The sequence below is a fragment of the Stenotrophomonas sp. YJH_SMC_130 genome, from assembly GCF_059369035.1.
The window spans coordinates 172,041-195,815 of record NZ_JCAFSH010000004.1; the positions used below are offsets into that span (position 1 = coordinate 172,041).

At 68.2% G+C, this 23,775-nt stretch carries 25 protein-coding genes; 9 read left to right on the forward strand and 16 right to left on the reverse strand.

The features are described from left to right. Positions 1-267, reverse strand: a complete 267-nt coding sequence (locus AC5P5V_RS08945) for a hypothetical protein (RefSeq protein ID WP_061480327.1) — start codon at positions 265-267, stop codon at positions 1-3. 205 nt (positions 268-472) lie between these two features. Between AC5P5V_RS08945 and blaL1 the strand changes: the two genes are divergently transcribed. Then, on the forward strand, positions 473-1,345 hold the full coding sequence (blaL1, locus tag AC5P5V_RS08950; RefSeq protein ID WP_134967829.1) for a L1 family subclass B3 metallo-beta-lactamase: 873 nt from the start codon (positions 473-475) through the stop codon (positions 1,343-1,345). 125 nt (positions 1,346-1,470) lie between these two features. Here blaL1 and AC5P5V_RS08955 read toward each other — a convergent pair whose 3' ends face one another. Then, positions 1,471-2,010, reverse strand: a complete 540-nt coding sequence (locus tag AC5P5V_RS08955) for a DUF411 domain-containing protein (RefSeq protein WP_134967830.1) — start codon at positions 2,008-2,010, stop codon at positions 1,471-1,473. A 483-nt stretch (positions 2,011-2,493) separates the two neighbouring features. Here AC5P5V_RS08955 and fdhD point away from each other — a divergent pair, with 483 nt between their 5' ends. Then, positions 2,494-3,342, forward strand: coding sequence for a formate dehydrogenase accessory sulfurtransferase FdhD (gene fdhD / locus AC5P5V_RS08960; protein WP_231352131.1), 849 nt, complete (start codon positions 2,494-2,496; stop codon positions 3,340-3,342). Between the two features lie 38 nt (positions 3,343-3,380). Here fdhD and AC5P5V_RS08965 read toward each other — a convergent pair whose 3' ends face one another. Then, the gene (locus AC5P5V_RS08965) at positions 3,381-3,917 is read right to left on the reverse strand and encodes a carboxymuconolactone decarboxylase family protein (RefSeq protein WP_134967832.1); all 537 of its coding nucleotides are present in this window, start codon (positions 3,915-3,917) and stop codon (positions 3,381-3,383) included. 106 nt (positions 3,918-4,023) lie between these two features. Here AC5P5V_RS08965 and AC5P5V_RS08970 point away from each other — a divergent pair, with 106 nt between their 5' ends. Beyond that, positions 4,024-4,902 carry an AraC family transcriptional regulator gene (locus AC5P5V_RS08970; protein WP_134967833.1) on the forward strand — a complete coding sequence of 293 codons (879 nt, stop codon included), beginning with the start codon at positions 4,024-4,026 and terminating at the stop codon, positions 4,900-4,902. Positions 4,903-5,030: 128 nt separating this feature from the next. On the opposite strand, the gene AC5P5V_RS08975 is transcribed toward AC5P5V_RS08970, so the two are convergent. From AC5P5V_RS08975 to AC5P5V_RS09010, 8 genes are all read right to left on the reverse strand, one after another. Then, positions 5,031-5,588 (reverse strand): TetR/AcrR family transcriptional regulator, encoded by a 558-nt coding sequence (locus tag AC5P5V_RS08975; RefSeq protein ID WP_061479404.1) that lies wholly within the window; start codon positions 5,586-5,588, stop codon positions 5,031-5,033. Positions 5,589-5,592: 4 nt separating this feature from the next. Continuing rightward, complete coding sequence (locus tag AC5P5V_RS08980) at positions 5,593-7,125, reverse strand: MFS transporter (RefSeq protein ID WP_134967834.1); 1,533 nt, start codon at positions 7,123-7,125, stop codon at positions 5,593-5,595. Positions 7,126-7,273: 148 nt separating this feature from the next. Further along, positions 7,274-8,014 (reverse strand): hypothetical protein, encoded by a 741-nt coding sequence (locus AC5P5V_RS08985; RefSeq protein ID WP_134967835.1) that lies wholly within the window; start codon positions 8,012-8,014, stop codon positions 7,274-7,276. Further along, on the reverse strand, positions 8,014-8,634 hold the full coding sequence (locus AC5P5V_RS08990) for a DUF3299 domain-containing protein (protein ID WP_134967836.1): 621 nt from the start codon (positions 8,632-8,634) through the stop codon (positions 8,014-8,016). Before AC5P5V_RS08990 ends, AC5P5V_RS08985 begins: the two co-directional genes overlap by 1 nt. Next, positions 8,624-9,175, reverse strand: a complete 552-nt coding sequence (locus tag AC5P5V_RS08995; RefSeq protein ID WP_134967837.1) for a DUF3299 domain-containing protein — start codon at positions 9,173-9,175, stop codon at positions 8,624-8,626. Before AC5P5V_RS08995 ends, AC5P5V_RS08990 begins: the two co-directional genes overlap by 11 nt. 2 nt (positions 9,176-9,177) lie before the next feature. Continuing rightward, positions 9,178-10,431 carry an ABC transporter permease gene (locus tag AC5P5V_RS09000; protein WP_134967838.1) on the reverse strand — a complete coding sequence of 418 codons (1,254 nt, stop codon included), beginning with the start codon at positions 10,429-10,431 and terminating at the stop codon, positions 9,178-9,180. Beyond that, positions 10,424-11,119 carry an ATP-binding cassette domain-containing protein gene (locus AC5P5V_RS09005; RefSeq protein WP_061479410.1) on the reverse strand — a complete coding sequence of 232 codons (696 nt, stop codon included), beginning with the start codon at positions 11,117-11,119 and terminating at the stop codon, positions 10,424-10,426. The genes AC5P5V_RS09000 and AC5P5V_RS09005 overlap by 8 nt, the downstream gene beginning before the upstream one ends. Continuing rightward, positions 11,116-11,649, reverse strand: coding sequence for a ZrgA family zinc uptake protein (locus AC5P5V_RS09010; RefSeq protein WP_231352132.1), 534 nt, complete (start codon positions 11,647-11,649; stop codon positions 11,116-11,118). The genes AC5P5V_RS09005 and AC5P5V_RS09010 overlap by 4 nt, the downstream gene beginning before the upstream one ends. A 32-nt stretch (positions 11,650-11,681) precedes the next feature. Here AC5P5V_RS09010 and AC5P5V_RS09015 point away from each other — a divergent pair, with 32 nt between their 5' ends. Next, a complete protein-coding gene (locus AC5P5V_RS09015; RefSeq protein WP_134969033.1) occupies positions 11,682-12,158 on the forward strand; it encodes a MerC domain-containing protein in 477 nt (158 codons plus the stop codon). A gap of 73 nt (positions 12,159-12,231) precedes the next feature. Here the strand turns inward: AC5P5V_RS09015 and AC5P5V_RS09020 are convergent, their stop codons facing one another. After that, positions 12,232-13,134: a LysR family transcriptional regulator gene (locus AC5P5V_RS09020; RefSeq protein ID WP_134969034.1), complete on the reverse strand. Its 903-nt coding sequence runs from the start codon at positions 13,132-13,134 to the stop codon at positions 12,232-12,234. 118 nt (positions 13,135-13,252) lie between these two features. Between AC5P5V_RS09020 and dkgB the strand changes: the two genes are divergently transcribed. The 4 genes from dkgB to AC5P5V_RS09040 are packed head-to-tail and all read left to right on the forward strand — an operon-like array spanning position 13,253 to position 16,293. Then, entirely contained in the window at positions 13,253-14,056 is an 804-nt protein-coding gene (gene dkgB, locus AC5P5V_RS09025; protein WP_134969035.1) for a 2,5-didehydrogluconate reductase DkgB, read from the forward strand. An 11-nt stretch (positions 14,057-14,067) separates the two neighbouring features. After that, on the forward strand, positions 14,068-15,015 hold the full coding sequence (locus tag AC5P5V_RS09030; protein ID WP_134969036.1) for a TIGR03571 family LLM class oxidoreductase: 948 nt from the start codon (positions 14,068-14,070) through the stop codon (positions 15,013-15,015). 19 nt (positions 15,016-15,034) lie between these two features. After that, positions 15,035-15,973, forward strand: coding sequence for a cyclase family protein (locus AC5P5V_RS09035; RefSeq protein ID WP_134969037.1), 939 nt, complete (start codon positions 15,035-15,037; stop codon positions 15,971-15,973). Continuing rightward, positions 15,970-16,293, forward strand: a complete 324-nt coding sequence (locus AC5P5V_RS09040; RefSeq protein ID WP_134969038.1) for a MoaF-related domain-containing protein — start codon at positions 15,970-15,972, stop codon at positions 16,291-16,293. The genes AC5P5V_RS09035 and AC5P5V_RS09040 overlap by 4 nt, the downstream gene beginning before the upstream one ends. A 19-nt stretch (positions 16,294-16,312) precedes the next feature. On the opposite strand, the gene AC5P5V_RS09045 is transcribed toward AC5P5V_RS09040, so the two are convergent. Then, positions 16,313-17,266 carry a LysR family transcriptional regulator gene (locus AC5P5V_RS09045; RefSeq protein WP_235643204.1) on the reverse strand — a complete coding sequence of 318 codons (954 nt, stop codon included), beginning with the start codon at positions 17,264-17,266 and terminating at the stop codon, positions 16,313-16,315. Between the two features lie 106 nt (positions 17,267-17,372). Here AC5P5V_RS09045 and AC5P5V_RS09050 point away from each other — a divergent pair, with 106 nt between their 5' ends. Next, on the forward strand, positions 17,373-18,116 hold the full coding sequence (locus tag AC5P5V_RS09050; protein WP_134969039.1) for an SDR family oxidoreductase: 744 nt from the start codon (positions 17,373-17,375) through the stop codon (positions 18,114-18,116). A 139-nt stretch (positions 18,117-18,255) separates the two neighbouring features. Here the strand turns inward: AC5P5V_RS09050 and AC5P5V_RS09055 are convergent, their stop codons facing one another. The 3 genes from AC5P5V_RS09055 to AC5P5V_RS09065 are packed head-to-tail and all read right to left on the reverse strand — an operon-like array spanning position 18,256 to position 23,746. Next, positions 18,256-21,333, reverse strand: coding sequence for an efflux RND transporter permease subunit (locus AC5P5V_RS09055; RefSeq protein WP_134969040.1), 3,078 nt, complete (start codon positions 21,331-21,333; stop codon positions 18,256-18,258). Further along, positions 21,330-22,502: an efflux RND transporter periplasmic adaptor subunit gene (locus tag AC5P5V_RS09060; RefSeq protein ID WP_495215865.1), complete on the reverse strand. Its 1,173-nt coding sequence runs from the start codon at positions 22,500-22,502 to the stop codon at positions 21,330-21,332. Before AC5P5V_RS09060 ends, AC5P5V_RS09055 begins: the two co-directional genes overlap by 4 nt. Then, a complete protein-coding gene (locus AC5P5V_RS09065; RefSeq protein ID WP_265330008.1) occupies positions 22,502-23,746 on the reverse strand; it encodes a TolC family protein in 1,245 nt (414 codons plus the stop codon). Before AC5P5V_RS09065 ends, AC5P5V_RS09060 begins: the two co-directional genes overlap by 1 nt. Positions 23,747-23,775: the final 29 nt, after the last annotated feature.

The window sequence follows — 23,775 nt, forward strand, 5'->3', positions numbered from 1 at the left end:
TCAGCGCGCCAGGCGCCAGTACAGCAACCCGGCCAGCAGCGCCGGCACGGCGAACACCAGCAACAGGATCGGCAGCTCCTCGCGTACCGTATAACCGGCCTTGCTGACCCCCACCCACATGTTGGCGACGGCCACCAGCAGCCAGGTGGCGATGAAGGCGATCAGCGCCGTGCGCAGCTGCGAGGTGCCCACGCTCCAGAGTTGGCCAAACAGCAGGAACACCCCCAGCAGGAGCACGCCACCGAGCATCACCATGAGCACATGCATGGTCCACCTCCTTGAGCCTGAGAACAGGCTAGCCCCGGCCGATTCTTCGCTCCAGCCCGTGTACATGGATTCACAGTCCAGATCGGCCGAACAATCGGCTGCCGATACCGAGGCCGCCTTATCGGAGCCATGAGTTATTCGCGAAACTGCGCGCCGCCAGGTGCGTGTTAACGTCATCCTCCTCTCTTTCGACCTTCTTTCCATCATGCACCTTCGCCTCTCGTCGCTCGCCCTGGCCGCCACGCTCATCACCTTCGACGGCGCCGCCGCCGACGCATCGCTGCCACAGCTGCAGGCCTACACGGTGGACCCTTCCTGGCTGCAACCGATGGCGCCGTTGCAGATCGCCGATCACACCTGGCAGATCGGCACGCATGACCTGACGGCACTGCTGGTCCAGACGGCTGATGGCCTCGTCCTGATCGATGGTGGCATGCCGCAAATGGCCTCTTACCTCCTGACCAACATGAAGGCCAGCGGAACCAATACCGGTCCCCTGCGCATGGTCCTGCTCAGCCACGCGCACACCGACCACGCCGGCCCTGTGGCCGAGATCAAGCGCCGCACGGGGGCGCAGGTGGTCGTGAACGCCGAAACCGCAGTGCTGCTGGCCCGAGGCGGCAGCGACGACCTTCATTTCGGCGACGAAATCACGTTTCCACCGGTCAATGCAGACCGCATCGTCATGGATCGGGAGGTCGTTAAGCTGGGCGGCATCGAGTTCACCGCCTACTTCATGCCCGGGCACACCCCGGGCAGCACCGCCTGGACCTGGACCGATACGCGCGATGGCAAGCCGGTGCGCATCGCCTATGCCGACAGCCTGAGCGCGCCGGGCTACCAGCTGCAGGGCAATGCCCGCTATCCCCGCCTGGTCGAGGACTACCGACGCAGCTTCGCTACGGTGCGCGGCCTGCCCTGCGACCTGTTGCTGACCCCGCATCCGGGCGCCAGCAACTGGAACTATGCTGCTGGCAGCAACGCCAGCGAGAAGGTACTGAGCTGCAAAGCCTACGCGGATGCGGCCGAGAAGAAGTTCGACGCGCAGCTGGCCAAGGAAACGGCCACGGCACGCTGATTCTGCAGATCCTGTAGAGCCGAGCCCATGCTCGTCTTGCCGGCCGACAACAGCCGAGCGTGGGCTCGGCTCTACACAGGACGCGTCGAAGAGTGCCGGTCAGGACGACCGGCACCCGCCGTCCATCAGCCACCCTGTCCGTGCCGGGCAAACGGCTCGGTGCTGCCGTCGGTGCGCACCAGCTCGACGGTATACGGCTGCACGTAGCCATCCGGCATTTCCATGCCCGGCGAACCGGCCGGCATGTCGGGCAGCACCAGCCCGCGCGCGGCCGGGCGTTCGGCCAGCAGGCGCTTGATGTCCTCGGCCGGTATGTGGCCCTCGACCACATACCCGCCGATCTCGGCGGTATGGCAGGAGGCCTTGCCGACCGGCACGCCCAGGCGAACCTTGATCGGATTCATGTCATCGGTGTCGCGCACCTCGACCTGGAAGCCCGCGGCCTTCAGGTGGTCGACCCAGATGCCGCAGCAACCACAGCTGGCGGTCTTGTGCACGATGGCCACCGGCAAGGCCGGATCGACCTTGGCCGGGCTGGCCTGGATCGGTGCCACCGATGCTGCGCTGGCGATCGGTGCGGCGGCGGATTCTTCGGCGGCACGTGCACAGGCGGTCGTGGCAAACACGGTGCCCAGCAGCAGGCCGAGGGAGAGAGTACGGTGCATAGGGAGTGATTCCTTTGCAGAGTCGGGCAACGCAGCCCGCCGCCCGCGCATCGAAGTCGCAGGCAGAGTCGAGAAAAAGTCGAACAGTCATGGCAGGCGCTTGAGCGCCTGCAGGAAATCACGCAATGGGGGGACGCAACGGGTCAGGCATCGGCGGCGATGCCCGTTGCGGGGAACTGGCGGCTGCCGGCGCCTCGCGCCACGGCGAGACTGGCGTTCCATTCAACGTGGCCAGCATGCCAAGGCAGGTCGGCGGGAGGAACGCTACAACGAACGGCACGACGCCGGCGGGCGGTCGTTTCGGCTGCGCAGCAAGCCCCACAGTCAAGCACGGCCCACGCCGCTTCGCCAGAGGGCACTGGCTGTTTTCAGCACAACCTGCCAGGGCAACGGTTACAGCCGCGTCTGTACGCGACCACTGCGCTATCCTCGAAACCGCAGGCGGTGGCCCGCCCGCGTTTCCCCCTTGCCCGGACGCGCTGCATGCCTTATTCGATCCCGCCGCACATCCCGCCTGCCGGCACCGCCCAGCGCCCCTTGCAGCGCTGGCGCGGCGGCAGGCAACAGCAGCAGGTCGACATGGTGGCCGAAGAAGTGCCGGTGGCGCTGCGTTACAACGATGCCCCCTTTGCAGTGATGATGGCCACCCCGTGCGACCTGGAAGACTTCGCGCTCGGGTTCTCGCTCAGCGAGGGCCTGATCGACACGCCCTCGCAGCTGCTGTCGATCGAGATCCGCCCGCAGCTGGAAGGCATCGAATTACAGATGACCGTGGCCGAGGAGGCATCCGGTGCCGACCTGGACCCGGCCAATGGACGCCTGCTGCCCGGCCGTGGTGGCTGTGGCCTGTGCGGCACGCGCCAGCTGGAGGAAGTGCTGCGCCCACTGCCGCAGGTCCGCGAACGACGCAGCTATGCCGCCGCCGCTCTGCAGCGCGCGGTGGCCACGCTGGCGCAGCACCAGCCGATGAATGCGGTGAGCGGCTCCATCCACGCCGCCGCCTGGGCCGATGCCAGTGGGCGCATCGGCTGGGTCCGCGAGGACGTCGGCCGCCACAACGCGCTGGACAAGCTGATCGGCGCGCTGCACTACAACGAACACACCATTGAAGGCGGCCTGCTGGTGATTTCCAGCCGGGCCAGCTACGAAATGGTCAGCAAGGCGGTGCGCGCCGGTGCCAGCGTGCTGGCTGCAGTCTCGGCACCGACCGCATTGGCGATCGACCTGGCCCGCAGCGCCGGCCTGTGCCTGGTCGGGTTCGCGCGGGAGAGCGGGTTCAATGTATATACCCATCCGGAGCGGCTGCAGGCGGACGACGGCCACGCCCGCTGAAGATGGCCGGGAGCACAGCGCCCCCGGCCCGGTAGACCTCAGCGCAGCGCGACCTTCGGGAAGTCCACCGGCACGTCGAACGCGACGTTGACGTAGTTGGTGAACAGGTTGAGCGCCACATGCGCGAGGATCTCCACGATCTGCTCATCATCGAAGCCAGCCGCGCGCAGCGCCTGCACGTCGCCATCGGCGATCTGCGCACGCTGCTCGACCACCTTCAGCGCGAAGTCCAGGGCAGCGGCGGTCGCCGGGTCACTGGACTGGCCGATCTGCGCGGCAGCCATCCGCTCGCTGCTGGCGCCGGCCTTGCGGCCCAGTGCCGTGTGCGCGGCCAGGCAGTACTCGCAGGCATTGCGGTTGGCAATGGCCACGGCGATCTGCTCGCCCAGCAGCGGCGACAGGCGACCGCCACCGAGTGCGCCGAACGAACCCCACATGCTCTTCAGCACGGCCGGCGAATTGGCTACGGCGCGGAACATGGCCGGGGTGGCGCCAAAGGCGGCGTTGACCTGGCCCAGCAGGGCCTGGCGTTCGGCGGTGGTGTTGGCGGCATCGATCAGGGGGACACGGGACATGGTGGATCTCCTTGGGAAAGCGCCCGGGATTGGACGACCCGCTCATCCTAGGGAGACTCTCCGGACGCATCAGTCGTAATTCGCCACACATGTTGTCCATACGTCCATGAGCATGCCCGCCGCCCCTGCGCCAGATCGCCTCTCCTCCCTGCTGGAACGCTTCCGGGTGCAGGCGGCGCTGTTCCACAGTGGCCCGCTGTGCGGGCAGCATGTCTTCGAGCCGCAGCCCGGTCGTGCGTTCCTGCACATCCTGCGCCAGGGTGAAATGGAAGTCCGCCATCCCGACGGCGATATCGCGCTGCCCCGGCTGAAGATCGACACACCCAGCCTGCTGCTGTACCCGCAGCCGCTGCACCATGTGTTCTTCAACGCGCCGCTGGATGGCCCGGATTTCACTTGCGCCACGCTGGATTTCGATGGCGGTGCGCGCAATCCGATCGTGCAGTCGCTGCCACCGGTGATGGTGGTGCCGCTGGCGGCCATCGGCGAACTGGATGACACCCTGCAGCTGCTGTTTGCCGAGGCCGATCGCCAGCGCTGCGGTTCACGGCTGCTGACCAACCGCCTGTTCGAGGTCGCGCTGATCCAGATCCTGCGCTGGGTGGTCGATCATCCGGATGCAGCGGGCGTCAGCCATGGGCTGATGCGCGGGCTGTCCGATGCGCGGCTGGCTCGTACGCTGGTGGCGATGCACCAGGCGCCGCAGGACGAATGGACGCTGCCGCGCATGGCCGCGACCGCCGGCATGTCGCGCAGTGCGTTCGCGGCCGTGTTCAAGGAGGTGATGCAGGCGACGCCGGCCGCTTATCTGCTGGACTGGCGGCTGAGCCTGGCCTGCGCGCAGCTGCGGGCCGGCGTGGCGGTCAAGCAGGTGGCGATCGAGGTGGGGTTTGCCGATACCCCGTCACTGTCGAAGGCGTTCCGCAAGCGGCTGGGGGCATCGCCCAGGGCGTGGCTGGACGCGAGCGCCACGCAGGCTCGGTAATTGCGTCAGGGTAGGGTCGGCCGCTGGCCGACCATCGCGCAAAGCGCGGGGTTTTCATGGCTTGGCCGCAGAGCAGCCGACCCGCGGTCGGCTCTACCACGGGCGATGTCGGCGCGCCGGCCGGCCGCTCAACTGGACGTGCCGTCAGACTTTGCCAGCAGCCCGGCGATGCGCTCGGCCACCTGGGCACGTACGCCTTCATCCAGCTGCCCTTCGTACATCGCCTCGTAGATCCACAGGCCGTCGGCGGCCAGACGTGCCACGAAATTGTCGAGCGTCGTCGGATCCACATTCCCGGCCTCCGGCGCGGACGGTGCCCAGCGCTGAACCGCCGGGCCCCACGGACGCTCGCCCGCCTCCGGGTCGGCCGATTCGAGCATGAACATCAGTTCGGCACGGGTGGCGCTCTGGGCCGACACGCGCACGAAGGTCTGGTAACGCTCCAGCGCCGAGGCTTCGTCCGCACGCTTGCCCAGCAGCGTTTCCATGGACGCCTCCCAGGCCTGCGCCAGGTACTCGTCGATCCCGCGCAGCAGCGCCTCGCGCGAGGGAAAGTGGTACAGCAGGCCGCCGCGGGTCAGCTTGGCCTCGGCCGCCACCGACTCGAAGGTCACCGCACGCACGCCGTCACGATTGATCACGTTGACGGCAGCGTCGAGGATGCGGTCGCGCTTGCTGGTTCTCATGGCGTCATTTTACGCGATCGGCGGCGCCCTCACGGCTGCCGGCCCGGCCACGCAGCAGGTGCGCCAGGATCGTCGCGCCCAGCGCCAGTACCGCCGTGATCACCAGCAGCACGCTCTGGTAGCCACGGTCATATGCCGCCGCAGCCAGTGCGAACCAATCACCCTGCCCGCTCTCGCGCGCGGCATGCAGCGCCTGGGTGAAACCCTCGCGGGCAAGCGCGGGCATATCGGCCGAGACCGGCAGGAACGCGCTGTACATCGCTGCGCTCAGGCTGCCCAGCATCGCCACAGCCAACAGGCCACCGAACTCGTAGGACACTTCTTCCACGGAAGACGCCATGCCCGCACGGTGCGCCGGCACATTGTTGAGGATGGCCGTGGACGCCACCGAGATGGCCGCGCCCATACCGAAGCCGGTGATGGCCATACCGGCGACCACCCAGCCAAGGCCGTGCGGGAAGCCGAACGCCACCACGCCGACGCCCAGCGCGCCCGCAGCCAGGCCACCGCAGATCAATGGGCGCAGGCCCACCCGGTGCAGGATGCTGCCGCCCAGCAGCGCACTGGGCAGGCTGCCCAGCGCGGCCACCGACACCAGCAGGCCCGCCTGCAGCGGCGAAAAGCCTGCCACCAGCTGGAAGCGCTGGGTGGTGACCAGCTGCAGGCCGGCCATCGCGAACAGGGTGAACACCGCCGACAGCGTGCCGGCCAGGAACGCCGGATTACGGAAGATCGCGAAGTCCAGCAGCGGGTACGGCAACTGCTGCTGGCGGCGTGCGAACGCCGCACCACTGATGACGGCCAGCAGCAGCGCGCCTGCGCCCAGCGCATACGACGGCGGCGTCGCGATCAGCGACTTGATCGCCAGCACCAGGCCGGACAGTGCCGCCAGAGCCAGCAGCGACGAAACCAGGTCCCACGGCCGCGAGGTGTCGCGCTGGCCTTCCGGTGCCAGCAGCAGCGTGGCCACGAACGCGACCACGACCACCGGCACGTTGATCAGGAACACCGAGCCCCACCAGAAATGCTGCAGCAGCCAGCCACCGATGATCGGGCCGAGCGCCGCACCGACGATGGCCACCGAACCCCAAATGGCAATCGCGATGTTGCGTTCGCGCTCTTCGTGGAAGCTCAGGCCGATCAGCGCCAGCGTGGCCGGCATCATCGCGGCCGCGCCGACCGCCAGCAACGCACGTGCGGCAATCAGCTGCGCTGCGGAGTCGGCGAACGCCGCTGCCAGCGAGGCGACGCCGAACACCACCAGGCCGATCAGGAACATGCGGCGGTGGCCGATGCGGTCGCCCAGCGTGCCCGCCCCCAGCAGCAGGCCGGCCATCACCAGTGGATAGGCATTGATGATCCACAGCGCCTGGCCGGCGCTGGCCGAGAGTTCCCCAGTCAGTGTGGGCAGTGCGGTGTAGAGCACCGAGTTATCCAGCGTGACCAGCAGCAGGCCGGCGGCGACGGTGAACAACAGTGCCCAGCGACGGGCACGCGACAGGGCCGGAGCGCCGGCCAAGGGCTGGGACAGAGCCATGGGAGAACCTGATGGGATGAAGTACCACCAAAACTATACAGGATATCCGGTATAGTTATGGAGACAGTACCACCGGTTCAGATTGGGGTCCGGCCAATGTTCATGTTGCCGCGCCGCTCCTGCCGAGTGTGGCCGGTGTCAGGGATCATCACCGGCAGTCTTCCGGCAGCGCGGCGATGGTTGATACCACGGCCGCCTGCATGCCCTGCCCTACGGCCATGTCCAGCTCCCCACCTGTATTCCCATGCCGGCGCCGCAGTTCGTCCTCGCACAGCCCGCGCACCCGCGCCCGGGCATTGGCGCGCAGGCTGCTGCACCGCCAATCGGTGCCACCCAGCGGCAACACCGAATACACCACGCTGTTGCAGGCATTGCCGGCCCGCTGCTGCAACGACACCCCATCAAAATCCCGTGGTTCGCTGCTGCGCTGCGGGTCGAAGTAGCTGTCCGGGAACGTGCGTGCGTACTGTTCGATGTCCACGGCCATGCTGCGCCCACCGGCCAGCGGCATCTGCAGCGGCTGGCCGCACGGCGTCGCATCAGCGCGATGCTGGATGTACTGGTAGATCGGCCGGTCCAGCGATGGGTCCTGCTGGGTCACCGCACTCACCGCCGCCAGCACCGGCAGCGATGCACGATTGGCCATGCGCGCCAACAGACCTGCCTGCGCCGGCTGGCAGCGGTCGCGCACTGTTGCCGCGAGCAGGAACAGCACGTCGTTGCGGAAGGCGTGGTCATCAGCCAGGCGCTGTTCGATGCGCTGGCGGGCATCGGAAGAAGGCGCCGGAAATGCGACCGACGGCGGCGCGGTGGGGGCGCGCTGCCACCAAACCAGCAGCACAACTGCGCCCAGCAGTATCCCCGCAGCAATGATCCAGCGCCGGCGCATCAGTTGTGGATCGCCGTCAGCGTGGCCGCAGCAGCATCGTAGGAGGCGCTGGCGATGTCCGCGTCGAAGCGCTTCACCTGCAGGCGGCCGACAAGCCGGTAGGGATCCCACAGATCGCCCAGCGTGATCGGCGTCGCCAGGGTCACGTGGATGATCTGGTTCGGCGGCGGTGGCGGCACGTGGATGCAGGCACCGTAGAACGGTACGAACAGCAGTTCATCCACCAGGCCGGCATCGTTGGTGCCGAGCGGTACCACGTAGCCATCCAGGTCCACCGCGCGGCCATCGGCAGCATCGACCACCTGCGAAGAACCGAACTGTCTTGCGCGGTCCGGGCTGGAATGATCGATCTGCTGTCCCGGTGGCGTGCCGGAGCCGGTGTCGTCGATCAGCCCGCCCACCCCGTCCATGCCATTGCGTGACAGGCCGATCTGCGGGGGTGGGCGTTGATAGGTCACTTCGTCGGGCCGTAACGTGTCCCAACGGTCGATGGGGGCTTCGGCCGTGGCCGAGCGCGCCGGCTTGTCCTGCGGCACGACCGCCACGGCATCGCCGCCCGGCGACGTACAGCCCGCCAGCCACAGGCATCCCAGCATGAGCAAAAGGGGGCTACGGTTCATACGGCCTCAGCTCCGCATCGCGCATGGTGTAGGCCGAGCCGGCCAGATCGTCATCCAGCCGTTCGGCACGCAGGGTGCCGGCCAGGAAGAATGGCGAGTACATGTCCGGCATCTCGATCGGGCGCGGCAGCACCACGTGCACGATCTGGTTCGGCGGCGGCGGCGGCACGTGGATGCAGGCGCCGTAGTACGGCACGAACAGGAATTCGGTCAGCCGCCCGTCCTGCGCATTGGCTAGAGGTACCACGTAGCCTGGCAGGCGCACCGGTCGCTGCAGGACCGTGTCCACGGTGCGGAAGGTGCCGAACTGCGGCATGCGCCGGTTGCCGTTGTGCTCGACCTCCGGGCCCTCGCCCCGCTCCAGCGCGGCCAGTTCGTCCTCGGGCATCATCTGCAACCAGTCCAGCTCCTGCTCTGCCGCAACCGAAGCGTCAGCGCGGTCGACAATCGGCGCAGGTGGCAAGGCCTGCACACCGGTATCCACCGGCCGCTCACAGGCGGCCAGCGCCAGCACCATCGGCACTACCCGCATCCATCGCATGCTCAGCCTCCCGCTGAAAGGCCATCGGCCAAGGTGCGCCGGTAAGCCAGCAATGCCGGCACCAGCCCGGCCACTGTGCTGATCAGCAGCACCCCCGCCACCCATCCCAGCTCGCGGCCATCCGGCCACACATGGCTGATCGACAAACCGAAGGTGGCCAGTACCCAGCCGCGCCCGGCAATGCTGGCGACCACCAGCAGCGACAGGGCCAGCACGCACGCCACCGCACTGGTCGCCACCGCTTCCACCACGAGCAGGCCAGCGATGTAACCCGGCCGTGCCCCGGTGGCACGCAGGATGGCCATCTCACGCCGCCGCTCCTGCAGGGTCGAAACCAGCAGCGCCACCAGCGAAACCATGCCCAGTGCCACCACCATCGCGCTGATCAGCCGCAGCGCCCGCTCGGCGGTGCCCAGCGACTGCCATAGCTGCTGCAGCGTCACGCCGGGCAGGATTGCCAGCATCGCCTCGTCCGGGTACTCGTTGATCCTGCGCTGCACCGAGAACGTGGCAATGCGCGAGTTCAGGCCGAGCATGAAGGCGGTGATGCTGGTCGGGGTCAGGTCCAGATGACGCGCCTGCTCGGCGCTGACGCTCTGGCGGCGCAGCTGCACGCCCGAGCGCCAGTCGACATGGATCGCCTCGATGGCCGGCAGCGAGACCAGCAGCGACGAGTCGACCGGCGTGCCGGTGCGCTGCAGGATGCCGGCGACACGGAATGGCTTGTCGGCATGCGTGGCCAGGCTGACCGCGCCGGTGCCGTGCGCCAGCACGATCTCATCGCCGAGGACGACCTTCTGTGCTTGTGCCACCTCGGCACCGATCACCACGTCATACAGGTCATCGAACGGCCGTCCGCTCGCGAACGCAAGCAGGTGCCCGGCGCCGTAGCGGTAGTGCTCGAAATAGGCATCGCTGGTACCGACCACGCGGTAGCCACGCCAGGAATCGCCCAGCGAAAGCGGCACCGCCCACTTCACCTGCGGCATTGCGGACAGCGCCTGGTAGGACTGCCAGGACACGTTGTTGGTCGGGTCGCCGATATGGAACACCGAGTACAGCAGCAGGTTCACCGGCCCCGAACGCGCACCGACGATCAGGTCGGTACCGGACACGGTGCTGGCGAAGCCTTCGTGTGCTTGCGTGCGCACGCGCTCGACGCCCAGCAACAGCACCACGCTGAGGGTGATGACCAGCACGGTCAGGCCCACGCTCAACGCACGGCTGCGCAGGCTGGCCCAGGCAAGCTCAAGCATGGCCGGCACCTGCCTGGTTGATCTGAGACAGGGCAATCGTGCGGTCGAACAACCGCTCCAGGCTGTCGTCATGGCTGACCACCAGCACCGTGGTGCCGGCCGCCTGGCACTGCGCAGACATCAGCTGCAGGAACGCGGTGGCCGCGTCGCGATCGAGCGCCGAGGTTGGCTCATCTGCCAGCAGCAACGCCGGGCGGCCGATCAGGGCGCGTGCCGCCGCCACGCGCTGCTGCTGGCCAACGCTGAGTGTGCCTGCGCGCCGCTGCATCAGCGCCGGGTCCAGCTGCAGGGCCTGCAGCAGGCGGGTGATCTCGGCATCCACCGGGCCGCTGATGCGCGCGCTGCGCACGCGCGAGAAGCGCAGGCCCAGTGCGATGTTGTCGCGCACACTGAGAAACGGCAGCAGGTTGAACTGCTGGAAGATCACGCCCAGGTGGTCGGCACGGAAGCGGTCGCGTGCGGCGCCACGCATCGCCTGCAGTGCGTGGCCGGCGACCTCCACGCTGCCCTTGCCGGGCAGCAACACGCCCGCCAGCAGGCCCAGCAGCGTGCTCTTCCCGCCACCGCTGATCCCGCGCAGCAGCACGCTGCTGCCCTGCTCGATCCACAGCCGCGGCACATCCAGCACCAGGCGCCGGCCATAGCCGAACTGCACGCCATCCAGCGCGATCACCGGTCGCAGGCTCACGGTGCCAGCACCACGCGCAGATTGTCCGCAGTCAACACGCTGCGGTTCTGGCCACGTCCGGTGGCGCTGTTGACGATCACTTCGTGCAGGCCCGGGAACAGTGCGGGCAGGCGCACGACCATGGCCCGCAGCTCGGCCGGCCTGGCGCAGTGGTACTGCAGCGTTGCGCTGAACCCCGCGTGCCGGTGCCTGCCTGACGGCGGCGCGGCAGCCGACGCATCGAAGCCCTCGGCCCTGGCATCGTTGCCGGAAAGACGGCAGCCCGCCGCGGTTGGCAGGGTGACCCAGCTGCCGCTCTGCAGCAGCGCAGTCGCACGCGCCAGCGCGGCCTGCTCGGCTGCGTTGGCCGGCGGCCGCTCGAAATCAAGGATGCCGATGCCGGGGGCCTGCAGGGCGAACTCCAGCGTCTGCTGGTCAAGCGCAACATCGACGGTGGCCTGGCCGTGCACATGCGCACCCAACTGGCGGACGTCATGGGCCTGCGCGGTGCTGGCCGCCAGCAGCAGGAAAAGAGCAGCAGAACGCTTCATGGGGGAGATTCCTATTGTTACTATGTAACATTATGGACCATATCCCCACGACGCCCGCAAGGGCCCTGGCCCAGCCGCCACGTTCGGCACGCTGGCACCCCCGCTTCGATCTTGCCGGGGCCTGGCTGTCCCTGGCCTGCGCCGCCCACTGCATCGTCCTGCCCCTGCTGCTGGCCTTCGTGCCGGCCACGATGATGGCGCTGCGCTCGTTCCAGCATCCCGGCCATGGCGCCATGACATGGCTGCTGATGATGTCGCGCTGGGAGTGGCTGTTCGCGCTGCTGGCCTCGTCGCTGGCCTTGGTGAGTACCTCGGCCGGGGCGCATCGGCATCGATACTGGCGCCCCCTGCGGTTGGCGTGCGTCGGCGCCATCCTGCTGTTGTCGGCCTCGCTGTACCTGCCGTTGAAGGAATCGCTGCTCTGGCACGGCGTGGCGACAGCCAGCGGTGGCGTGCTGCTGGCATGCGCGCATATCGGAAACCGGCGCGCGCTGCACAACCGCCGGTAGTGCCGGTCGCTGGCCGGCAGCAGCGCTGATCCGGCAGATGGGGAAGCCGGCCAGCGGCCGGCTCTACCGATCTTTATTCATCGAACGGGCGCTGGCCGAGCGTCTGCGTGACGTGGTCGACGAAGCAGGTGATGCGCGCCGCCAGCGCGGTGTTGCGGTAGTACACCGCATTGATCGGCTGCCGCACGTCCTGCGTCTGTTTGCCGAACAGCTGCACCAGTCGGCCCTCGCGCCGGTCCTGGCGGGTCAGGAAGTCGGACAGGCAGGCGATGCCCAACCCGGCCACCGCCATCTGCCGCAGTGTCTCGCCACTGGATGAAGCGATGGCCGGCGCGATCACGAAAGGCCCGCCATCGGCATCCTGCAGCGGCCATTCGTTCAAGGAGCTGGGCTGGGTGAAGCCCAGCAGGTCGTGCTGGCGCAGCTGCTCCACGCGCGTGGGCGTGCCGTGCCGTCGCAGGTATTCGGGGCTGGCCACCACGCGGATGCGACTGTGGCCGATCGGCCGCGCATGCAGGCTCGAATCGCGCAGCACGCCGATGCGGAACGCCACATCGGTGCGCTTTTCGATCAGGTCGGTGATGCCCTCGTTGGAATTCAACTCCAGCTCTACCTGCGGGTAGCGCTCGCGGAAGCCCTCCAGCAGCGGCACGATCACGTGCAGCATGAACGGCGTGGCGGCGTCCACGCGCAGGCGCCCGACCGGCTGCAGCCGCCGCGCCGCCATCTGTTCCTCGGCCTCGTCCACCGTGGCCAGGATCGTGCGCGCGTACTCCAGGAACGCCGCGCCCTCCTCGGTCAGTTCCAGCCGGCGCGTGGTCCGCCGCAGCAGCGTGGTCTGCAGCTTGTCCTCCAACCGCGCCAAGGTGCGGCTGGTGGCCGAGATGGTCAGCTCCAGCGCCTCGGCCGCCGCCGTGATCGAGCCACCATCGACCACCGCCACGAAGGCCTTCAGCTCATCCAGGGTGGTTTTCATTATTTACCTCGTTGCAAAAGCGTTTCCCGTATACACGGCTTAATCAACAAATGTAAAGCGCCCACACTTCGCCCTGTCCCGAGCCCGCCGGCTCTCAACGAAGTCCCTGGAGTCCCTCATGAGCGTTCCTTCCTTTGGCGTCGGCACCTTCCGCCTGACCGGCCAGACCGTCATCGACTCGGTGCGCAACGCCCTCGACGTCGGCTACCGTGCGATCGATACGGCGCAGATCTACGGCAACGAAGCCGAGGTCGGCCAGGCCATCGCCGAATCCGGCATCCCGCGCGACCAGCTGTTCCTGACCACCAAGATCTGGGTCGACAACTACGCCGCCGACAAGCTGATCCCGAGCCTGCGCGACAGCCTGGCCAAGTTGCGCACCGACTACGTCGACCTGCTGCTGATCCACTGGCCGGCGCCGGGCAATGGCGTTGAACTGCGCGAGTACATGACCGCGCTGGCCGAAACCAAGACGCTGGGCCTGACCCGCCAGATCGGTGTGTCCAACTTCAACATCGAACTGACCCGGCAGGCCATCGAGATGGTCGGCGTTGGCGAGATCGCCACCAACCAGATCGAACTGAGCCCCTACCTGCAGAATCCGGCACTGACTGCTTTCCTGCAGGACCAGGGCATCACCGTCACCTCCTACATGACCCTGGCCTACGGCAAGGTGCTGAAGGACCCGGTACTGGCCGCCGTCGCCGACAAGCACCAGGCCACCGTAGCCCAGGTCGCGCTGGCGTGGGCGCTGCAACTGGGCTACGCGGTCATCCCGTCGTCGACCAAGCGCGAGAACCTGGCCAGCAACCTGCTCGCCCAGGACCTGCGCCTGGATGCCGACGACATGGCCGCGATCGCCGCGCTTGACCGCAACGGCCGCGAAGTCGATCCGCCGGGCCTGGCCCCGGCCTGGGACTGAGGAGCTTCGCCATGGGCAGTGCGTTGGCGCGGCTGCAGGCCGGGGGGTTCAGCATCGGCATCGAAGCACCGCTGGACAATGACTGGACGCCGCTGGGCGAACAGGCGCGACGCGCCGCGCGACGCCTGCCCGGCGAACCGGACCTGCAGCGCCATGCGGAGCTGGCACGGCTGGCCGACCGTCTCGGCTTCCGTGCGCTGTGGGTACGCGACGTGCCGGTGTACGACCCGGCCTTCGGCGATGCGGCGCAGGTGTTCGAGGTGTTCAGTTACCTCGGCTACCTGGCCGGCATCACCGAGCACATCCTGCTGGGTACCGGTGCGGTGGTGCTGCCGATCCGCGAGCCGTTGCTGACCCTGAAGTCGGCGCGCAGCGTGCAGCGGCTCAGCGGCGACCGCCTGCTGCTGGGCGTGGCCAGCGGCGACCGCCCGGTGGAGTACCCGCTGTTCGGCCGTGACTTCGACAGCCGTGGCAGCCGCTTACGCGAGCAGATCGCACTGTTGCGCGAAGGCGCCGCCGCGCACCTGCCGCAGGGCCTGGATGTGCTGCCCGCGGATGGCCCGGCCCTGCCGTTGTTCGTGGCCGGCCTGGCCCAGCAGCAACCGGCGTGGATCGGCCAGCACATGGACGGCTGCCTGGCCTACCCGGGCACGCCACAGGACCATGCGCAACGTGTAGCGGCCTGGCGTGCCGTGGCCGGCAACAAGCCCTATGCCAGCTTCATCCACCTGGACCTGCTCGCCGATGCTGATGCTCCGCCCCAGCGCTGGCGCTTCGGCCTGCGCGGTGGCCGCAACGCCCTGCTGTCCGAACTGAATGCCCTGCAGGCCGCCGGCGTTGACCACATCGGCCTGCAGTTCCGCCGCAACGAACGGCCCCTGGCCGAAACCTTCCACGAAATCGCCGAGTACGTGCTGCCGCACTTCCCGGCCCATGCCGGCGCCGCCGCGGCGGCCTGACCGTTACCGGAGCTTTGCCATGAAAATGAAGACCCTGGCCGCGCTTGCACTGGCTACCCTACCGCTGTCTTTCCAGGCCACCGCCGAGGACTGGCACCCCTCTGCCTACGGCGCCAACGACGAGATCGGCGCCGCCAACCTGCTCACCACGGACGTGGTCAAGCACGCGGTATCGCTGGTCAGGACCGGCAAGACCTATCCGCTGGCGGTGCCGGTGGACAAGAACCTGCCCGCGTTCCGCCACCGCAGCTTCCGCCTGTACAACGTGCAGGTCGGCCAGCAGGCCGGCAGGTCGCTGGGCCCCAACAGGTTCACCTTCAACGATGAACTGGTGAACGCGTGGACCGGCGTCGGCACCCAGCTCAATGGGATCGGCCATATCGGCATCGACAACGTCTACTACAACGGCAACAAGGCCGCCGACTTCGTCACCGTCGACGGCGTGCGCAAGCTCGGCGTCGAGAAGGTGCCGCCGATGGTCACCCGCGGTGTGGTGCTGGACATGACCGCGCACTACGGCAAGGCGATCGTGCCCGGCGGCACCGAGTTCACCGTGGCCGACATCCAGGCCGTGCTGAAGAAGCAGGGCCTGAGCCTGCGCAAGGGCGACGTGGTGCTGTTCAACACCGGCTGGCTGGAACTGATCGGCAAGGACAACACGCAATTCCTGGACGTGGAACCGGGTATCGGCATGGAGGCCGCGAAGTGGCTGGCCGACCAGGGCATCGTCGCGTTCGGTGGCGACACCTGGGCCTCGGAGGTCTACCCGAACCCGAACGGTGCCGAGGAATTTCCGGTCAACCAGTACATGCTGGCCAAGCGCGGCATCTACAACCTGGAGCTGATCGACAGCCGTGCCCTGGTCCGAGACAAGGCCTGGGAATTCCTGTTCGTGCTCGGCCAACCGCTGTATGTCGGCTCGACCCAGGTCAACATCAACCCGGTGGCGATCCGATGAACGCTGCAACCGACCTGCCCGTGTTCGCTGGCCGGCGCTTCCGCGTCCGCTATGACGGCCTGGCCGCTGACAACATCTACAGCGCCGATGGCCGCCACGTGCAGTACGCCATCGTCTCCGGCGCCTATGCCGGTGCGCAGGGCGAAGCCGCCTGCGAGTGGCAGCAGATCAGCGAAGGGGTCTATGCCATTTCGTGGCAGGAAGCCGATGGCGCATCGGTGGTGCATGTCGATGACTTCGCCGGCGGGCGTTCGCTGGCCTGGTTCACCGCCACCGATGGCAGTTTCCATCGCATGCAGGGGTCGTTGGCAGCGCTGTGATGCCGGCCAGCGGCCGGCACTACCCAAGCAATACCCCACTCTGTTTGACCGGGCCCGGTAGTGCCGGCCGCTGGCCGGCAACCTCGGCCTGGTCGAACACCCCAGCCACCCAGTCGATGAACACCCGCAACCGCGGCGACGGCGTGCGGTTGCGCGGGTAGACCAGGCTCAACGGGCTTGGCGTCGGCGGCGCATCAGGCAACAGCTCGACCAGCTGCCCGCGCGCGATGTACGGGTCCATCCGGTAGCGCGGCGCCTGGATGATGCCCAGGCCTGCCAGCGCGGCACCGAGGAACGCATCCGCGCCGGACACACGCACCCGCGCCGGCAGCGGCAGGTAACGCACCTGCCCGCGCTGCTGGAACTCCAGGGGAATCAGCTGGCCGGTGGCGCTGGAGCGATAGCCAACCATTTCATGCCCGTCCAGCAGTGACTCGATGCTGCCTGGGACGCCCTTGGCCTGCAGGTAGCCCGGCGCGGCCACCGTCACCTCGCGCAGCATCGTCAACCGGCGCGCCGCCAGATCGCTGTCGGCCAGCGTCCCCACCCGCAACGCGGCATCCACGCCTTCGCGCAGCAGGTCGACATAGCGGTCGCCTTCGCTGACGTCCAGTTCGATCTCCGGGTAGCACTGCAGGAAGTCCGGCAGCTGCGGAAACAGCAGGTGCCGGCCCAGCGTGCCGTGCACTTCAATGCGCAACGGGCCGCGCGGCGGCGCGTCACGGAACGCGGCCTCGGCATCGTCCATGTCGGCGATCAGGCGCAGGCATCGCCCGTAGAAGGCTTCGCCTTCCAGCGTCGGCACCACCTGCCGCGTGGTCCGGTGCAGCAGGCGCACGCCCAGCCGCTGTTCCAGCGCCTTGATCGCGTCGGTCACCGTGGCGCGCGGCAGCCCGAGGTCCTCGGAGGCCCGGGTGAAGCTGCGGCGCTCGACGATACGGACGAAGGCGCGCATGGCCGTGAAGCGGTCCATTGTTCGGCTATCCGGATGATGTTGGCGGATTATGCAGGATTATCCGAACGTGCGATGGCGCGAAGATGGCCCTGCGCCGCTCCGGCGTGCCCCAGTGGAAGCCACCATGACCCTCTCCCCCGCCCGCTCTGTCGCCCTGGTCACCGGCGGCTCCCGTGGCATCGGCGCCGCCATCTCCCGCCGGCTCGCCGCCGACGGCCACGCGGTCGCGATCAACTATGCGGGCCGCCGCGGCGACGCCGAAGCCTTGGCGGCCGAACTCGGCGCAGTCGGCGCGCAGGCCATTGCGCTTCAGGCCGATGTCGCCGATCCGCAGGCGGTGCGGCAGCTGTTCGACGCCATCGAAGTCCGCTTCGGCGGCATCGACGTGGTGGTCAACAGCGCGGGCGTACTGCAGTTGGCACCATTGGCCGACACCGACGATGCCCTGTTCGAGCGGGTGATCGGCATCAACCTCAAGGGCGCCTTCAATGTGCTGCGCGAAAGTGCACGACGGGTGCGCGACGGCGGGCGCATCGTCACGCTGTCCACCAGCGTGGTCGGGACCCGGCTGGAGAACTACAGCGTGTATGCGGCCAGCAAGTCGGCGGTGGAGACGATGGGCGCGATCCTCAGCAAGGAGCTGCGCGGGCGCAACATCACCGTGAACGCCGTGGCGCCGGGCCCGACCGCTACCGAGTTGTTCCTGGATGGAAAATCGCCGGAGCTGATCGAGCGGCTGGCGAAGATGCCCCCCCTGGAGCGGCTGGGTACGCCAGAGGACATCGCCGGTGCGGTGGCCTTCCTGGCCGGTGCCGATGGCGGATGGATCAATGGCCAGGTACTGCGCGCCAACGGTGGGATGGTGTAGGTCGCGCGGACGGCATCCACGCATGGCGCGGATCGCACCTGCGTGTGACGCGCGAATTCGGTAGAGCCGAGCCCACGCTCGGCTGCTCTTCGCGCAAAGGCCGGAAGCAGCCGAGCGTGGGCTCGGCTCTACAGCAGGGTCAGGCGCTACGGTCCTCGCGGCGCCGGTGTACCCAGTAGTACAGCGTGGGCAGTACCAGCAGGGTCAGCAGCATCGCCGACAGCAGGCCACCGATCACCACCACAGCCAGCGGCTTCTGGGTCTCGGCACCGATCGCATGCGAGGTCGCCATCGGCAGCAAACCGAACATCGCCAGCAGCGCGGTCATCAGCACCGTGCGCAGGCGCTGCAGCGAGCCCTGCACCACGGATTGCAGCAGGTCCATGCCCTGCTCGCGCAGCTGGGCGAAGCGACTGAGCATCACCACCCCGTTCAGTACCGCCTGCCCGAACAACGCGATGAACCCGATCGCCGCCGACACCGACAGAGGGATGCCGGTCAACCACAGGGCCAGGATGCCGCCGATCATCGCCAGCGGCACGTTGGCCAGGATCAGCGCCGCGCTGCTGATGTCCTTGAAGGCATCGAACAGCAGCACGAAGATGATCAGCACCGACAGCGGAATCACCCAGCCCAACCGCTTCATCGCACGCTGCTGGTTCTCGAACTCGCCGGACCACTCCAGCCGGTAGCCTTCCGGCAACTGCACGCTGGCCTCCACGCGCTTGCGCATGTCAGCCACCACGCTACCCATGTCACGCCCGGCGATGAAGATGCTCACTGCCTTCACCCGTTGTGCGTTCTCGCGCGAGATGTTGATCGCGCCGCTGGCCATGCGGAAGTCGGCCACGTCGGACAATGTCACCGTGTGCCCATCGCCGATGCCGACCGGGACCGTGCGCAGCCGCTGCAGGTCACGATCAGCATCGTCCAGGCGCAGGGTGATCGGGAACCTGCGGTCACCCTCCCACAGCTCGCCGACCTGGCGCCCGCCCAGTGCAGTCTCGATCACCGCGTCGATGTCGCGCACGTTCAAGCCATAGCGCGCGGCGCGGTCGCGGTCGATGTCGATCTGCAGCTGCGGCAGCGAACCGTCGCGATCGATGAACGCGCTTTCCACGCCGTCCACCGCACGCACCTGGGCCAGGATCGCCTGCGCCTGCTGGTTCAGCACGTCCAGATCCGAGCCACTCACCTTGATCACCACCTGGCCCTTGATCTGCGAGATGCTCTCCAGGATGTTGTCGCGCACCGGCTGCGAGATCGAGAACTCCGGCCCTGGAATGCGCTGCTCCAGCGTGCGCTGCAGATCGCTCACCAGCTGCCGCTTGTCCACGCCCTTCGGCCCCTCTTCCTCCGGCTTCAACGCCACCAGCGCCTCGATCTGGTTGGCACCCTTGGCATCGGAGCCATCCTCCGGGCGCCCGAGCTTGGCCACCACCGTCGATACCTGCGGGAAGGTGCCGACCAGCTCGCGGATGCGCCGCGACTGCTGCTGCGCCTCGGCCAGGCTGGTGCTCGGGTCGAGCGTTGCGGTCAGCCAGATCGATCCTTCGTCCAGCTCGGGCAGGAACTCCGAACCCAACCTTGTGCCCAGCGCCAGCGTGCCGACCAGCAGCGCAACCGCAGTCAGCACCACCGCACGCGGGCGGGCCAGTGCGCGTTCCAGGATCGGCTTGTACCAGCCGGTCAGGCGGTCCATCAGTGGATTGCCATCGCGCATGCGGTCGCGCCGCAGCCACCAGTAGCAGAACAGCGGCACTACGGTCAGTGCGAGGATCAACGCACCGATCAATGCCGAGGTCACCGAGTACGCCATCGGCGCGAACATGCGGCCTTCCTGTCGCTGCAGGGTAAAGATCGGGATGTGCGCGGCGATGATGATCAGCATCGAGAAGAACGTCGGCCGCCCCACTTCCGATGCAGCTGAAAGAATGGTCGAGAACCTCGCCTTCCGGTCGGCTGCGGAGGGCAGCTTCGACAGCCGCGAAACGATGTGCTCGGTCACGATCACCGCCCCATCGATGATGATGCCGAAGTCCATCGCCCCCAGCGACAGCAGGTTGGCCGGCACGCCCCACAGATGCAGGCCGAGGAAGGTCGACAGCAGCGCAAGCGGCATCATCGCCGCCACGATCAGTGCGGCGCGGGCGTTGTACAGGAACAGCCACAGCACCAGGAACACCAGCACCGCGCCTTCCAGCAGGTTGCGGAAGACGGTTTTCAGCGTGGTCGAGACCAGCCACGAGCGGTCGTAGAACGGCTCGATGCTGACCCCGTGCGGCAGCTGGTTGGCTTCGATCTCCGCGATGCGCGCATGCAGGGCGTCGAGCACGTCGGACGGATTCTCGCCCTTGCGCATCAGCACCATGCCGAACACCGCATCGTCATTGTCGTCCTGGCCGACCAGGCCCTGCCGGGGCAGGCCGGTGTCGGCAATGCCGGCCAGGTCGCGCACCAGTATTGGCGTGCCCCCGCGCTGCGTAACCACCACGTTGCCGATGTCGGCCGGCGAACGCATCAGGCCTACGCCACGGATCAGGAACTGCTGCTGGCCGCGTTCCACGTAGCCGCCGCCGGCATTCGAGCTGCCCTTCTCCAGCGCCTCGGCGAACTCACCCAGGCTGATGCCGCGGTCACGCAGCTTGTCCAGGTCCGGCTTGACCTGGAAGGTGCGCGCGAAGCCGCCGAAACTGATCACATCGGCCACGCCCGGCACGGTGCGCAGGCTGCGCTCCATCGTCCATTCCTGCACGGTGCGCAACTGGGTCGGCGTCATGTGCGGGCCTTTCAGCACGTACCGGTAGATCTCACCCACCGCCGAACTCATCGCCTCCAGTTCCGGGGTCACCCCTTCCGGCAGCTCCACCCCCTGCAGGCGCTCCAGCACCTGCTGGCGCGCGAAGTAGTCATCGGCCTTGTCGTCGAAGGTCAGGATGATCATCGACAGGCCGAACTGGGTGTGCGAGAACACCCGCACCGAATGCGGAATGCCGGACAGCGCCACTTCCAGCGGCATCGTCACCTCGCGCTCGACCTCTTCGGCGGCGCGGCCCGGGTGCAGCGATACGACCGTCACCTGGGTATCGGACACATCCGGGAAGGCCTCCACCGGCAACACGCGGAACGCAGCAATGCCAGCGCCGATGAACAGCAGCAGCGCCAGCATCACCATCAGTGGCTGGCGCAGGCAATAGGCAATCAGGCGATCGATCATGGGGCGGCGTGCCCCGTGCCGGTGCTGGTGGCTGCCGGCGCGCTATCCACCAGCTGCTGCAGCAGCAGGCCACCCTCGACCACCACCCTGCTGCCCGCCGCCAGGCCTTCACGCACCCACAGGCGGCCGTCACCCAGTTCCTCGGCGTGCACGGCATTGCGCACGAAGCGGCCCTTTGCTTCCTCCACGAACACCACCTGCTTGCCGTCGATCAGCAGCACCGCCGCATCCGGAAGCGAGACACCGCCCTCGGCCGGCAACGCCACCTGCGCACGCACGTACTGGCCGGCCTTGAATGCCCGTGCCCGGTTGTCCAGCTCGGCGCGCGCCTGCACCACGCGGCGCTCGCTGTCGACGAAGTCATCCACGTGCTGCAGGGTCGCCTGCAGCGGCCGTCCATCGGCGCCGGCCAGGCTCACCTGCATGCCCGCCCTCAAGCGCCCTGCCTGGCTCTCGGGAACATCCAGCAGCAACCACAAGCGGTCCGGATCGCCAATCACTGCCAACGGCTGTTCGCTGTCGGGGCTGACCGCCATGCCCGGGCTCATCCGCCGTTCCACCAGCACGCCGTCGATGGGGGCGCGCAGCGGCAGGCGCTGGTCGACGTGCAGGCCATTGCCATACGCCTTGGCGAAGGCGGTCGCACGCGCGTGATCGGCCTGGCTGCCGGCAAAGTTGGCCTCGGCCTCGTCCAGTTCACGGCCCGATGCCACACCCGCCGCATGCAGCTCGCGGGTGCGATCCAGTTCCCTGCGGGCCTGTTGCAGTTCGGCGCGGCCGCGCACGCCGTCGGCCTGGGCCTGGCCGAACTCGGGCGAAGTGATCCAGGCGATCACCTGGCCCGCCTTCACTTTCTGCCCCGGCTGCGCATCGATACGCGCCACCTGCCCCGCCAATGGCGTGCGCAGTGCACTGGAGCGGGTCTCGTCCCAGGCCACCCGACCCGGCAGCTGCAGGCTGGCGCTGGCGCCGGCGGTCACCGCCTCGCTGCGCAGCACGTCCAGCTGGCGACTGCCGGCCGGAAACTGGATCTGGCCGCCGCTGATCTGCGGCGCGTCCTCGATGTACGAGGCCGGCTCGCGGACGCAGCCACCCAGCAGCGTCAGCGCCAGCAAGGCCGGCAGCACGGCGTGTCGCGCCCGCAGGCGATGGGCGACAGTGGACTTCATCAGGACTCTCCTTCAGCAACGGATGTGGCCGCTTCCCAGCGCGCCAACGCAATGGCATGGTCGGCACGCGCCTCGATCAGCGCAGCCTCGAAGTCGCGCCAGCTACGGCGCGCATCCAGCAGATCGGTCAGGCTGGCGGCACCGCGGCGGTAGGCCAGTTCGATGCCCCGCACCGCCTTGCGTGCAGCGTCGGACTGCAGCCCTTCATAGTCGCTGCGACGCTGCGCGGCGGACTGCGCGCTGGCCTGCAACTGGTCCAGTTCGGCGCGCGCTTCGCGCTGCAGCACCTGCAGTTCCAGCGCGGCACTGTCACGGTCGGCCTCGGCACGCTGGATCGCGCCGCGTGCACGCGACGGGCCGCCCAGCGGGATGGTCAATGACACACCCCAGGTGACGCCGCTGATGTCGGTCGGCTCGCGTTCGGCTTCCACGCCCAGCTGGACGTCGCGATGGCGCTCGCTGCGCGCCAGTGCTACACCGGCATCGGCCGCGGCCAGGCGCGAACGCGCCGCACGCAGATCGGCACGCTGCTGCGGATCGAACGCGCGCGTTGCGGCAACGGCTGCGGGGTCGGGCCAGGGATCATCGGCGCTCAGGTCGCCGCTGTCGTCACGGCCGAGCAGCAGGCCCAGCGCATGCCGCGCATCGCGCAGATCCAGCACTGCCTCGCGCGCCGCGTCGGCCACCGCCAGGTCGTCCACCGCCAGCCGCGCGCGGTCGACCGGCGCCATCGCCCCGGTGGCAACCTGCTTGTCGGCTGCCGCCATCTGTTCGGCCGAACTCTGGCGGTTGGCCTCGGCAATCTGCACCCGCTCCTGCGCGCGCTTCAGGCCGAAGTAGGCCTCATGCAGCGCTACCTGCTGCCGGCGCCGGGTATCGAGCATCTCCAGCCCGGCCACTTCCAGCAGTGCATCGGCCTGGCGGATGCGCAATGCGCGCTTGCCACCGCGCTCCCAGGTCCAGCCCAGGCCCAGCGTGCTGTCCGCCCGCTTGTCCTGCCAGCGTCCCGGGCCGATGCCGTGCTTCGGGCTGATCTTGCTGCTGCCGATCGACAGCTCGGTGGGCGGGCGCAGCGCGGCGGCCTGCGCGTCGCCCTGCACCCCGCGCAGCTCCAGCGCCGCCGCACGCAGGTCCGGGTTATGCGCTTCCATGGCGCGCTGCGCTTCCTGCAGGGACAGTGCCGATGCCGCAGGTGCGCACAGGAGGGCAGCCAACACAGCCGCAAGACAAGGGGAGAAATTCATGCGCGTCACGGTAAGGTGACGCACTTGCG